Here is a 13272-nt window from a genome sequence, read left to right on the forward strand (position 1 = left end):
GACGGGCATTAGTCAAGTAATATAGCACGACCTGAACGAAGTTCAGCGAGCGTCTTTAGACGCTGCTGGAGAGAAACGGCTTATAGCCGGTGTACAAGCCACCCGTTTTCACGGGTGGTTATGACTTTTTAGGATCTTGGTGGGTTAAATTCAATCCCCAAGGGACCAAATTTTCAGTTTTATTTTTAATGCGTGTGATATTATCCTTATGACGAATGATAATCAAACCAGCAAGTGCTAGGATAATAGCGATGAAGAGAGGGTCATAGTGACTCAGGATAAAACCAAAAAGTGGAAAGAGTAGAACTCCGACGACAGCTGCGATAGATGCTGTGACACTAGATAGTGAAATCATACTACCAAGATAGAGGGTTCCAAAGAAAACAACCGCAAGGTAGAGACAGAAAACAGGCACAAATCCGAAAATCACTCCTGCACTAGTCGCAACTGCCTTACCTCCTTTAAATCCAGCAAAAATGGGGAAGGTATGGCCAATAACAGCCAAAAGTCCAAAGATGAGTGGTGAAACACCTTGTAGATGAAAGATAATCGGAAGAAGGGTTGCTAGGGTTCCTTTGAAAAAATCAATCACAAAGGTCGCCATACCCGCTTTTTTACCTAAAATACGGAAGGTATTGGTCGTTCCTGTGTTGCCAGAACCATGCTCACGTAAATTTGTTTGAAAGAAAATTTGTCCAATCCAGAGACCAGACGGAATCGAGCCTAGCAGATAAGCTAGAATTAATAAAACTATTGTAATCATACTCCTATTATATCATGAAATGGAGAAGAAAGGCAGAGAATCTCTACTGAAATTGTTACAGCGGAGAAAGAAAAATTTTGCAAAATCCTTGGAAAACCTGTAGAATAGTAAAGATGAACGAATAGGAGGTTCCTTGTGTCAAAAAAGGAAATCAATATTAACAATTATAATGATGATGCCATTCAGGTGCTAGAAGGGTTGGATGCGGTCCGAAAACGTCCAGGGATGTATATCGGATCGACCGATGGTGCTGGTCTCCACCACCTAGTCTGGGAAATCGTCGATAATGCTGTCGATGAAGCCTTGTCTGGATTTGGTGACCGTATTGATGTGACAATCAATAAAGATGGCAGTTTAACGGTTCAAGACCATGGTCGTGGTATGCCGACTGGTATGCATGCTATGGGCATTCCAACAGTTGAAGTTATCTTTACTATCCTTCATGCCGGAGGAAAATTCGGTCAGGGTGGTTATAAGACATCAGGAGGTCTCCACGGAGTGGGTTCTTCGGTCGTTAATGCTCTTTCAAGTTGGTTGGAAGTTGAAATCACCCGTGACGGTGCAATCTATAAGCAACGTTTTGAAAATGGTGGCAAACCTGTCACGACTCTGAAGAAAATCGGTACAGCGCCCAAGTCTAAAACAGGTACAAAGGTTACCTTTATGCCTGATGCGACGATCTTTTCCACGACAGACTTTAAGTACAATACCATCTCAGAGCGTCTTAATGAATCAGCTTTTCTCTTGAAAAATGTTCGCTTGTCCTTGACGGACAAGCGAACAGATGAAGCGATTGAATTCCACTATGAGAATGGGGTACAAGACTTTGTTTCTTATCTCAACGAAGATAAGGAAACCTTGACACCAGTTCTGTACTTTGAAGGCGAAGACAATGGTTTCCAAGTGGAAGTCGCCCTCCAGTACAATGATGGATTCTCAGATAATATCCTATCCTTTGTCAATAACGTTCGTACCAAGGACGGTGGAACACATGAGACAGGACTAAAGTCTGCCATTACCAAGGTTATGAACGATTACGCGCGTAAGACGGGGCTTCTCAAGGAAAAAGATAAAAACCTTGAAGGTTCAGACTATCGTGAGGGACTAGCGGCCGTTCTTTCTATCTTGGTTCCTGAAGAACATCTTCAGTTTGAAGGACAGACCAAGGATAAACTTGGAAGTCCTCTAGCTCGTCCAGTTGTGGATGGAATTGTGGCGGACAAGTTGACCTTTTTCCTTATGGAAAATGGAGAATTGGCTTCTAATCTCATCCGCAAGGCCATCAAGGCCCGTGATGCTCGCGAGGCGGCTCGTAAGGCGCGTGATGAGAGCCGAAATGGCAAGAAAAATAAGAAAGATAAGGGCTTGTTGTCGGGTAAATTAACCCCTGCCCAGTCCAAGAATCCTGCCAAGAATGAACTCTATCTAGTCGAGGGGGACTCTGCCGGTGGTTCTGCCAAACAAGGCCGTGATCGCAAGTTCCAGGCAATCTTGCCCCTACGTGGTAAGGTTATCAATACAGCTAAGGCCAAGATGGCGGATATCCTCAAAAATGAAGAAATTAATACCATGATTTATACCATCGGTGCGGGTGTTGGAGCAGATTTCTCCATTGAAGATGCTAACTATGATAAGATCATTATCATGACCGATGCGGATACCGATGGTGCCCACATCCAGACCTTGCTCTTGACATTTTTCTACCGCTACATGCGTCCGCTAGTCGAGGCAGGACATGTCTATATCGCCCTCCCTCCTCTTTACAAGATGTCCAAAGGAAAAGGCAAGAAAGAAGAAGTGGCTTATGCATGGACAGATGGCGAATTAGAAGAACTCCGCAAGCAGTTTGGCAAAGGTGCTACCCTCCAACGCTACAAGGGACTTGGTGAAATGAACGCCGATCAGCTCTGGGAGACGACTATGAATCCTGAAACCCGTACCCTTATCCGTGTCACAATCGAAGATCTGGCTCGTGCCGAACGCCGTGTCAATGTCCTCATGGGTGACAAGGTCGAACCACGTCGTAAATGGATTGAGGACAATGTCAAGTTTACGCTGGAAGAAGCGACAGTGTTTTAAGTCAGTTTTTTATGAATAGGTGTCAATATGAGAACTGAAACAGAAATGCTCGATGTAATTTTAAAGACTGCTGAAACCTTACAAGTCGTGACTGTCGCTATGTCTGGTTCACGAACTGATACAAAAGCACCAAAAGATGAGTTTCAGGATTACGACGTGGTTTATGTTGTAGATGATTTAGATAATCTGACGAGTGACCTTTCTTGGTTGGACCAGTTTGGCACACGTAACATTGAGCAACATAATGTTCTAGGCAACCGTCGACTTTATCTCATGCTCTTTGAGGATGGTAACCGCATTGATTTAACCCTCTGCCCTAAAGAGCATATCAAGGAGTGGGTGGATAGTGAGGCAGGATTCACTGTTTTAGAAGATCAAGAACATTTATTTGAACCCTATTCCCAAAATCTAGAGCGTTACTGGACAAGTCCAGCTAGTGAGATTGATTTTGAAAAAGCCTGCAATGAATTTTGGTGGGTGTCAGCTTACGTGGTAAAAGGGATTTGTCGCAATCAAGTCATCTATGCGACTGACCATCTCTACGGTATTTGTCAGCAAGAACTCCTGAAAATCTTAGCTTGGCAGGTAGCAAGTGATAGGGGAAGAGTCGACGTCGGCAAGAACTACAAGTACCTCTTTAACTATTTACCTGCTGAGAAAGAAAAGGAATTCTCAAATCTGCTTGATTTTTCAAGTATAGAGAAGCTCACCCAGTCTTTATTTTCTACGATGCAACTTTTCCACAGAGAAGCACAAGCCTTCTCTCTCAAAACTGGCTTCCACTATGACAAAGCAACCGCAGAGAAGATGATTGAGTATGCTAAGGAGAGACTCGAAATAAATGAAACCATTACAAAATAATAAGATAACAAAATTTTTACTGATTAGTTTTCTCATTTCTTGGGGATTTGGTTGGGGATTACTTGCTTTCCTGACGCAAATGGGCCTCTTAAGTCTAACAAGTCCTCTGGGAGTCTTTCTCCATCTGCTAGGAGGTTTCGGTCCAACCATTGCAGCCATTTCTTGTTTGCCTCAAAAATCAATTAAAAGCATAGTTTCTTTTATCTTAGGGGACTCAAAGAAATATATTTTCTTATTTCTTTTACTAATTTTCGTGCAGACGGGTGTTATTGCTTTCTCGTCTAAGGAAATTAATCCAGCTTTTCCACTAGGAAATTTATTTGTTATTTTTTTGAGTGCAGTCTGTGTTTATGGTGGAGAAGAAGAACTGGGATGGCGAGGCACCTTGCAACCAACTTTGGAAACTAGATTCTCCTTTTGGATTTCCAGTTTGATAACAGGTTGTATTTGGGCAGTATGGCATGTACCTTTATGGTTTGTGATTGGAAGTTCCCAAAGTAGGATGCCTTTTATATTATTCAGTCTATTTGCAATTTATCTCAATATTCTCCTAGCTGCTGTTTTCAAAAAAAAACTAACTCGGTCCTCTTTTGCGCCATTTTTCACGGTCTAATTAATACCCTACTTAGCTTATTTGTTATTAAAATTAATCTTTTATTCATTCTAGGATTAGTAGGATTCCTCTTCTTTTCTCACTACCTACAAAGAAATAGTTAAATTTATAAAATATAGATTTACTTTACAACAAAACAATAAAAAGAGAATTATTATGTCTAACATTCAAAATATGTCCTTAGAGGACATCATGGGAGAGCGCTTTGGTCGCTACTCCAAGTACATCATTCAAGACCGGGCTTTGCCAGACATTCGTGATGGATTGAAGCCGGTTCAGCGTCGCATTCTTTATTCGATGAATAAGGATGGCAATACCTTTGACAAGAGCTATCGTAAGTCGGCTAAGTCTGTCGGTAACATTATGGGGAATTTCCACCCACACGGGGACTCTTCTATCTATGATGCCATGGTTCGTATGTCACAGGACTGGAAAAATCGTGAGATTCTAGTTGAAATGCACGGTAATAACGGTTCTATGGATGGAGATCCGCCTGCGGCTATGCGTTATACTGAGGCGCGTTTGTCAGAGATTGCTGGTTACCTTCTTCAGGATATCGAGAAAAAGACAGTTCCTTTTGCGTGGAACTTTGACGATACCGAGAAAGAGCCAACTGTTTTACCAGCAGCCTTTCCAAACCTTCTGGTCAATGGTTCGACTGGGATTTCAGCTGGTTATGCCACAGATATTCCACCTCATAATTTAGCTGAGGTCATCGATGCGGCGGTTTACATGATTGACCACCCAACTGCCAAGGTAGATAAACTCATGGAATTCTTGCCGGGACCAGATTTTCCTACTGGAGGGATTATTCAGGGTCGTGATGAAATCAAGAAGGCCTATGAAACTGGGAAAGGGCGCGTGGTTGTTCGTTCCAAGACTGAGATTGAAAAGCTAAAAGGTGGTAAGGAACAAATTGTTATTACTGAGATTCCTTATGAAATCAACAAGGCCAATCTAGTCAAGAAAATCGATGATGTTCGTGTCAATAACAAGGTGGCTGGTATTGCTGAGGTTCGTGATGAGTCTGACCGTGACGGTCTTCGTATCGCTATCGAACTCAAGAAAGACGCTAATACAGAGCTGGTTCTCAACTATCTCTTTAAATATACTGACCTGCAAATAAACTATAACTTTAACATGGTGGCTATTGACAATTTCACCCCTCGTCAGGTCGGTATTGTGCCAATCTTGTCTAGCTACATCGCCCACCGTCGTGAAGTGATTTTGGCGCGTTCACGCTCTGACCAGGAAAAGGCTGAGAAGCGTCTCCATATCGTCGAAGGTTTGATTCGCGTGATTTCGATTTTGGACGAAGTCATCGCCCTTATCCGTGCTTCTGAGAATAAGGCGGACGCCAAGGAAAACCTCAAGGTCAGCTATGATTTTACAGAAGAACAGGCTGAGGCTATCGTAACCTTGCAACTTTACCGTTTGACCAATACGGATGTGGTTGTCTTGCAGGAGGAAGAAGCAGAGCTTCGTGAAAAGATTGCCATGCTGGCGGCTATTATCGGTGACGAGCGGACCATGTACAATCTCATGAAGAAAGAGCTTCGTGAGGTTAAGAAGAAGTTTGCGACTCCACGTTTGAGTTCTCTAGAAGACACTGCGAAAGCAATCGAGATTGATACTGCTAGTTTGATCGCTGAAGAGGATACATATGTCAGTGTGACTAAGGCAGGCTATATCAAACGTACCAGCCCACGTTCCTTTGCGGCTTCCACCTTGGAAGAAATTGGCAAGCGTGATGATGATCGTCTGATCTTTGTTCAATCTGCTAAGACAACCCAGCATCTTTTGATGTTCACGACACTTGGAAATGTCATTTATCGACCAATTCATGAATTGACAGATATACGCTGGAAGGATATCGGTGAGCATCTGAGCCAGACCATTACAAACTTCGAAACTAACGAAGAAATCCTTTATGCAGAAGTGGTAGATCAGTTTGATGATGCGACAACCTACTTTACTGCGACTCGTCTCGGTCAAATCAAGCGTGTAGAACGCAAAGAATTCTCTCCATGGAGAACCTACAAGTCTAAGTCGGTTAAGTATGCTAAACTCAAAGACGAGACAGACCAGATTGTAGCAGTGGCTCCGATTAAACTAGATGATGTTCTCTTGATTAGCCAAAACGGTTATGCCCTTCGTTTCAATATTGAAGAGGTTCCGGTTGTCGGTGCTAAGGCAGCAGGTGTCAAAGCTATGAACCTGAAAGAAGATGATGTTCTCCAATCTGCCTTTATCTGTAATACCTCATCCTTCTACCTTTTGACCCAACGTGGAAGCTTGAAACGTGTTTCTATTGACGAAATTCCAGCAACCAGCCGTGCCAAACGAGGATTACAAGTCTTGCGTGAGTTAAAAAACAAACCGCATCGTGTCTTCTTAGCAGGTGCAGTTGCAGAACAAGGCTTCATCGGTGATCTTTTCAGTACAGAAGTGGAAGAGAACGACCAAACTCTGTTTGTCCAATCCAACAAAGGAACAATCTATCAAAGCCGATTGCAAGAATTGAACCTGTCAGAACGAACTAGCAATGGAAGCTTCATATCAGATACCATTTCAGATGAAGAAGTTTTTGACGCTTATCTTCAGGAAGCTTATACAGAATTTGAATCTAAGAAATGATAAAAAACAATGAAAAGCTTTTCATTGAGAAATTTGTTAAGCCATAGATTTAAGAGTTGAATTTGATTATATATACAAAAACGAACAGTGCTGATTCCCAACTGATAGGGACGTAAGCCTGGTCGTTTTCTTGTTTTTATTGGTATAGACCAAATGGTGTTTGAATGTGAAACGTTTAATATATGATCAACTATTCAAGTTGGGTTAATAAAAAATAATTTTTTTTAAGAAAACGATTGCGTCATATTTATTTTTATGTTATACTAATATCGTTTCAAGAAAGCGCGTTCAAGAAATAGTTGGTTTAAATATAAAGGAGTTTTGTATGTCTCAAAATAAACAAGATAAAGGATTTCGTTTTTCTATTCGTAAACGTAGTGTTGGAGTATGTGGTGTTGCCATCGCAACATTTTTGCTAGGTTCTGGCCTTGTATTTCAAACAAATGTAGTAAAAGCAACAGAGCCAAGCGTTGCTGCAGTTGCTGGTGAAAATATTGCTGCTCATAAGTCTGCAAGTCAGAGTTCGACTGCTTATGGTGCAGATGCTTCTAGAGCGGTTGATGGTAATCGAGATAATGACTACGGCCATCGCTCAGTTACTCATACAGATTTTCAAGATCATTCTTGGTGGAAAGTCGATCTAGCAAAAGAAGAAGGTGTGGGAACTGTTCGTATTTACAATCGTGGAGACAGTAATGTAGGGGATCGTTTATCTAATTTTGATGTTATTTTGTTAGATAAAGATGGAAATGAAGTGGCTCGTCAACATGTAGATAGCTTAAACAATCAACCAACAGTTGATGTTCAATTCTCAGGAGTTGATGCACGATATGTAAAAATTGAATTAAATAAATCTAAAACTCCTCTTAGTTTGGCAGAAGTTGAAGTATATCGTTCTGTAAAAGAAGAAAAAGTAGTAGCAGATAAGAAAACAGAAAATAAAGCTAAAAAAGATTATACTGCAGAGCTAAATAACTATTTATTTGGTTTAAATTATGATAAATTAAATATTTTGACTAGAAAAGGCGAAGCCTTAGAAAATTACACTAATACAAGCACAAAACAACAAGGAAATGAATTTGTGGTTGTAGAAAAAGTGAAGAAAAATCTTTCTAATGGTTCTGCTGATGTTGCCATTAATGGCAACGGAGATATTTTCCTAGGTGCTTTATTTAAAGCAAATCAAGACCTTCTAGAAAATAAACCACAACAAATTAGTTTAGATCGTAGCAAAGGTAGAATTAGTGTTGATTTACCAGGAATGGTAGGCGGAGATAGCTATGTAGATGCTAATCCAACTGTAAGTGGTATGCAGGAAGGTGTAAATACCTTGTTAAATCGTTGGCATGAAAAATATGCTGGGAAGAACCCTGCTCCAGCACGTATGCAGTACGAATCAACTTCTGCTTACAGCATGAATCAATTAAAAGCAAAATTCGGAAGTGACTTTGAAAAAGTCGGTGTTAATTTGAAAATTGATTTTGATGCAGTTCACAAAGGTGAAAAACAAATTGAGGTAGTTGATTTTAAACAAGTTTACTATACTGCTAACTTTGATGCTCCAAAAAATCCATCAGATGTATTTGATCCAGGAGTAACGGTTGATCAATTGAAAGCACGTGGAATTGATGAAAATACTCCTCCTGTATATGTATCAAGCGTATCATACGGACGTCAAATGTATGTTAAGTTTGAAACAACAAGCAAGAGTACCGAGTTGAAAGCAGCAATCAATGCTGTGATCAAAGGAGTGCCTATTAAACCAGAATCTGAATGGGCACGTGTCTTGAAGAATACAACTGTAACAGTTTCAATCGTAGGTGGAAATGCTGATGGCGCTGCACGTGTTGTGACAGGTACAGTAGAAGATTTGAAGAAATTGATTCAAGAAGGAGCTACTTTCAGTACACAAAACCCTGCTGTTCCAATTTCTTATAAGACTGCATTCTTGAAAGATAATCAAGTAGCCACAATTCAAAGTAATACAGACTACATTGAAACTAAAGTGACTTCATATAAAAATGGTTACCTCAATTTACAACATAAGGGAGCTTATATCGCTCGTTACTATGTTTACTGGGATGAAGTAACTTATGATAAGGATGGAGTTGAAAGCATTCGCTCACGTCAATGGGAAGATAATGGTAAAAACAGAACAGCTGGCTTCCAAACTGAACTTCAATTTAAAGGAAATGTACGTAATGTACGCGTGAAGATTCAAGAAAAAACAGGTCTTGCTTGGGAACCATGGCGTACAGTTTACAATCGTACAGACCTTCCTCTAGTCCAAAAACGTACCATTATTAACTCAGGTACAACACTAAAACCAAAATACGATGAAAAAGTTGAAAATAACTAATTCTCACTTGTAAAAATAATTAGTTATACTAATGAATTGAACCCCAAAAGTTAGTCCAAATTCTAACTCTTGGGGTGTTTTTCTGTGTCTTGTTTTATAAGCAGTTTACATATAAGTATATATATATTAATTGTTCTTGTGAATAGAATTATAGATTTATTAGACCCAAGGTAAGAAGACATCTCTTGTTTTTATATTCAAAGCTATAGCGGTTAATATTTAAGGAGACGTTAAAGTTCAAGTAGCCAATAAGAAGAAATTCTCTTGTAGTTTAAGATTTTTTAGGATAGTTATGAATTTAATTCTAGATAAAGGGATCTATTTTAGGAGTCATTTTCTAGCTTCTTTAGGTAACCATCTCCGAATGGACCTCTTGTGATTCGCATTAGTTTACTTTTTCCATAGGGCATAGGGGTGTGTATAGTAGATCTATTTATTGGAAAATGTCTATTCTGTGTTTTATTATGGATATATTTACTTCAAATTCTCCTAAACATCGAGTTTTAACTCATGTTTCTCAAAAAGATGTTTAATGAGGTGAAAATTGGTAAATTTGAGCATAATATCTTGTAAAAAATTCTAAAATCCTATAAAATAAAAAGTGACGGAGGAATTTATGAATGTAAATCAGATTGTACGGATTATTCCTACTTTAAAAGTTAATAATAGAAAATTAAATGAAACCTTTTATATGGAAACCCTCGGTATGAAAGTCTTGTTAGAGGAGTCAGCCTTTCTATCACTAGGTGATCAAACAGGTCTTGAGAAGCTGGTTTTGGAAGAAGCACCAAGCATGCGTACTCGTAAGGTAGAGGGACGAAAAAAACTGGCTAGATTGATTATCAAGGTGGAAAATCCCTTGGAAGTCGAAGGACTCTTATCTAAAACAGATTCGATTCATCAATTATATAAAGGTCAAAATGGCTACGCTTTTGAAATTTTTTCACCAGAAGATGATTTGATTTTGATTCATGCAGAAGATGAGATAGAAAGTCTAGTAGAAGTAGGAGAAAAACCTGAATTTCAAACAAATTTGGAATCAATTTCTTTAAGTAAATTTGAGATTTCTATGGAATTACATCTTCCAACTGATGTCGAAAGTTTCTTGGAATCATCTGAAATTGGGGCATCCCTTGATTTTATCCCAGCTCAAGGTCAAGATTTGACTGTGGACAATACGGTTACTTGGGACTTATCTATGCTCAAGTTCTTGGTCAATGAACTAGATATTGCAAGTCTTATCAAGAAATTTGAGTCTACCGAATATTTTATTCCTAAGTCTGAAAAATTCTTCCTTGGTAAAGATCGAAATAATGTTGAATTGTGGTTTGAAGAAGTATGAAGTGGACCAAGATTATTAAAAAAATAGAAGAACAAATCGAGGCAGGGATTTATCCTGGAGCCTCTTTTGCGTATTTTAAGGACAATCAATGGAGTGAAATCTACTTAGGTCAAAGTGATCCGGAGCATTGTCTGATGACTGAAGCAGGACTAGTTTTTGACCTAGCCAGTGTCAGCAAGGTTGTTGGGGTTGGCACAGTTTTTACCTTTTTATGGGAAAAAGGTAAATTAGATATTGATAGACCTGTAACAGATTTTTTAGCTGAGAGTGATTATCCAGACATCACTATTCGCCAGCTCTTAACTCATGCTACAGATCTTGATCCTTTTATTCCCAATCGTGATCGTTTAACTGCATCAGAATTAAAGGAAGCTATGTTTCATCTCGACAGACGAAGTCAGCCATCTTTTCTTTATTCGGATGTTCATTTTTTGCTTTTAGGCTTTATTTTGGAAAGAATCTTTGATCAAGACTTGGATGAGATTTTACAGGAGCAAGTTTTTAAACCTTGGGGAATGAATGAAACCCAATTTGGTCCTGTTGAACTTGCTGTTCCAACAGTTAGAGGTGTAGAGGCCGGTATGGTACATGATCCCAAGGCTCGTCTCCTGGGCAGACATGCAGGTAGTGCTGGTTTATTTTCGACAGTAAAGGATTTACAAATCTTTTTAGAACACTATTTAGCAGATGATTTTGCAAGAAATTTGAGTCAAAATTTTTCTCCTTTGGATGACAAGGAACGTTCTTTAGCATGGAATTTGGAAGGAGATTGGCTAGACCATACGGGCTATACAGGTACCTTTATCATGTGGAATCATCAGAAGCAAGAAGCGGCTATTTTCCTATCGAATCGTACCTATGAAAAGGATGAGAGGGCTCAGTGGATATTAGACCGCAATCAAGTGATGGACTTGATTCGCAAAGAAGAGTAAGGAGAGATATGTCAAATATTTTAAAAGGGACTTTATTAACAGTTGTAGCTGGTATTGCTTGGGGCTTGTCAGGGACGAGTGGCCAATACCTGATGGCACACGGAATTTCCGCTCTAGTCTTGACCAACTTGCGTCTTTTAATCGCCGGTGGAATTCTCATGCTTTTGGCCTATGCTACTGCAAAGGATAAAATGTTGACTTTTTTAAAGGATAGAAAGAGTTTGCTGTCTCTTCTTATTTTTGCTCTGATTGGTCTTTTTCTCAACCAATTCGCCTATCTGTCTGCTATTCAGGAGACCAATGCAGGTACTGCGACTGTGCTTCAATATGTTTGCCCTGTCGGGATTTTGATTTATAGCTGTATCAAGGATAAGGTAGCACCGACACTGGGAGAGATTTTTTCTATCACATTAGCCATCGGAGGAACCTTCCTGATCGCAACTCATGGACAGTTGGACCAGTTATCCATGACACCTACAGGCCTGTTCTGGGGTCTCTTTTCTGCTCTGACTTACGCACTTTATATCATTTTACCCATTGCCTTGATTAAGAAGTGGGGGAGTAGTTTGGTCATTGGTGTGGGAATGGTTATAGCAGGTTTGGTCGCCCTTCCTTTTACAGGAGTTCTAGAGGCTACTATCCCAACTAGTCTTGATTTTCTCCTTGCTTTTGCGGGCATTATCCTTATCGGGACTGTCTTTGCCTATACAGCCTTCTTAAAAGGAGCCAGTCTGATTGGACCAGTTAAGTCAAGTTTGTTGGCTTCAATTGAGCCAATTTCAGCGGTTTTCTTTGCCTTTCTAATCATGAATGAACAATTTTATCCCATTGATTTTCTTGGTATGGCAATGATATTAGTTGCTGTAACCCTGATTTCTTTGAAAGATTTACTCTTAGAAAAATAAAAAAGCCTCTTTGTCTGTGACAGAGAGGTTTTATGTAGTATTTTATACTCAATGAAAATCAAAGAGCAAACTAGGAAACTAGCCGCAGGCTGTACTTGAGTACGGCAAGGCGACGTTGACGCGGTTTGAATTTGATTTTCGAAGAGTATTAATTGTTTTCAAGATAAAATTCAAAACGTTCGCCTACATATTGACTTTTTACGTATTCAAATGCAGTTCCATCTTCTAGGTAGGAAACCTGAGTCAGTCCAAGAATAGCATGTCCTTTTTCAACTTCCAAATAGTGGGCAATCTTTTCCTTAGCGAGGCGAGCATAAATAGTCTGCTGTGATTTACCAATACGATAGCCGTATTTTTGCAAGGTTTGGAAGAAATGACTGGTGACGTCTTCTTTTTTAAAGTTCTTGATAAATTTTTCAGGAATAGAAGCAACTTCATAAACCAGAGGAACATTGTCGGCATAGCGAACACGTTCCATTCGAATAATATTCTCCGTTGGAGAAATTTCTAGTTTGGCCACTTCCTGCTCATTGGGAATAGTTTTTCTGTAGGAAATGAGCTGGCTAGAGGGAACTTTACCTTGGGACTTAACAATTTCAGTAAAACTGGTTGTCCCTCGCATCTTTTCTTGTACACGTGTACTGGAAACAAAGGTGCCACTTCCTACACGGCGTTCCAAGACGCCTTCTTCGACCAAAAGAGAGACAGCTTGGCGGAGGGTCATGCGACTGACCGCAAACTGCTCAGCTAAATCTCGTTCACTAGGGAGTCTTTCTCCAAT

General features: G+C 39.8%; 10 protein-coding genes. 8 read left to right on the forward strand and 2 right to left on the reverse strand.

The genetic code is table 11. The features are described from left to right. Window positions 1-118: 118 nt before the first annotated feature. Window positions 119-763, reverse strand: coding sequence for a glycerol-3-phosphate 1-O-acyltransferase PlsY (plsY, locus tag ADI86_RS06365; protein ID WP_049532242.1), 645 nt, complete (start codon window positions 761-763; stop codon window positions 119-121). 135 nt (window positions 764-898) lie between these two features. Here plsY and parE point away from each other — a divergent pair, with 135 nt between their 5' ends. The 8 genes from parE (at window position 899) to ADI86_RS06405 (ending at window position 12491) form a co-directional block, all read left to right on the forward strand. Next, window positions 899-2842, forward strand: coding sequence for a DNA topoisomerase IV subunit B (gene parE / locus ADI86_RS06370; RefSeq protein WP_049532243.1), 1944 nt, complete (start codon window positions 899-901; stop codon window positions 2840-2842). A 27-nt stretch (window positions 2843-2869) separates the two neighbouring features. After that, on the forward strand, window positions 2870-3703 hold the full coding sequence (locus ADI86_RS06375) for an aminoglycoside 6-adenylyltransferase (RefSeq protein WP_049532244.1): 834 nt from the start codon (window positions 2870-2872) through the stop codon (window positions 3701-3703). Continuing rightward, entirely contained in the window at window positions 3684-4316 is a 633-nt protein-coding gene (locus tag ADI86_RS06380) for a type II CAAX prenyl endopeptidase Rce1 family protein (RefSeq protein WP_241486543.1), read from the forward strand. Before ADI86_RS06375 ends, ADI86_RS06380 begins: the two co-directional genes overlap by 20 nt. Window positions 4317-4472: 156 nt before the next feature. Then, entirely contained in the window at window positions 4473-6953 is a 2481-nt protein-coding gene (parC, locus tag ADI86_RS06385) for a DNA topoisomerase IV subunit A (protein ID WP_080983196.1), read from the forward strand. A 325-nt stretch (window positions 6954-7278) separates the two neighbouring features. Further along, window positions 7279-9312: a thiol-activated cytolysin family protein gene (locus ADI86_RS06390; RefSeq protein ID WP_080983197.1), complete on the forward strand. Its 2034-nt coding sequence runs from the start codon at window positions 7279-7281 to the stop codon at window positions 9310-9312. 616 nt (window positions 9313-9928) lie between these two features. Further along, entirely contained in the window at window positions 9929-10654 is a 726-nt protein-coding gene (locus tag ADI86_RS06395) for a CppA N-terminal domain-containing protein (protein ID WP_049532245.1), read from the forward strand. Further along, window positions 10651-11586: a serine hydrolase domain-containing protein gene (locus ADI86_RS06400; protein ID WP_049532246.1), complete on the forward strand. Its 936-nt coding sequence runs from the start codon at window positions 10651-10653 to the stop codon at window positions 11584-11586. Before ADI86_RS06395 ends, ADI86_RS06400 begins: the two co-directional genes overlap by 4 nt. An 8-nt stretch (window positions 11587-11594) precedes the next feature. Then, window positions 11595-12491: a DMT family transporter gene (locus ADI86_RS06405; RefSeq protein WP_049532247.1), complete on the forward strand. Its 897-nt coding sequence runs from the start codon at window positions 11595-11597 to the stop codon at window positions 12489-12491. A 148-nt stretch (window positions 12492-12639) separates the two neighbouring features. On the opposite strand, the gene ADI86_RS06410 is transcribed toward ADI86_RS06405, so the two are convergent. Beyond that, window positions 12640-13272, reverse strand: a 633-nt coding sequence (locus ADI86_RS06410) for a GntR family transcriptional regulator (RefSeq protein WP_065428625.1), incomplete at its 5' end; no start/stop codon positions are given.

Origin of the sequence: Streptococcus pseudopneumoniae (assembly GCF_001074975.1) — a bacterium.
GTDB lineage: Bacteria > Bacillota > Bacilli > Lactobacillales > Streptococcaceae > Streptococcus > Streptococcus pseudopneumoniae_D.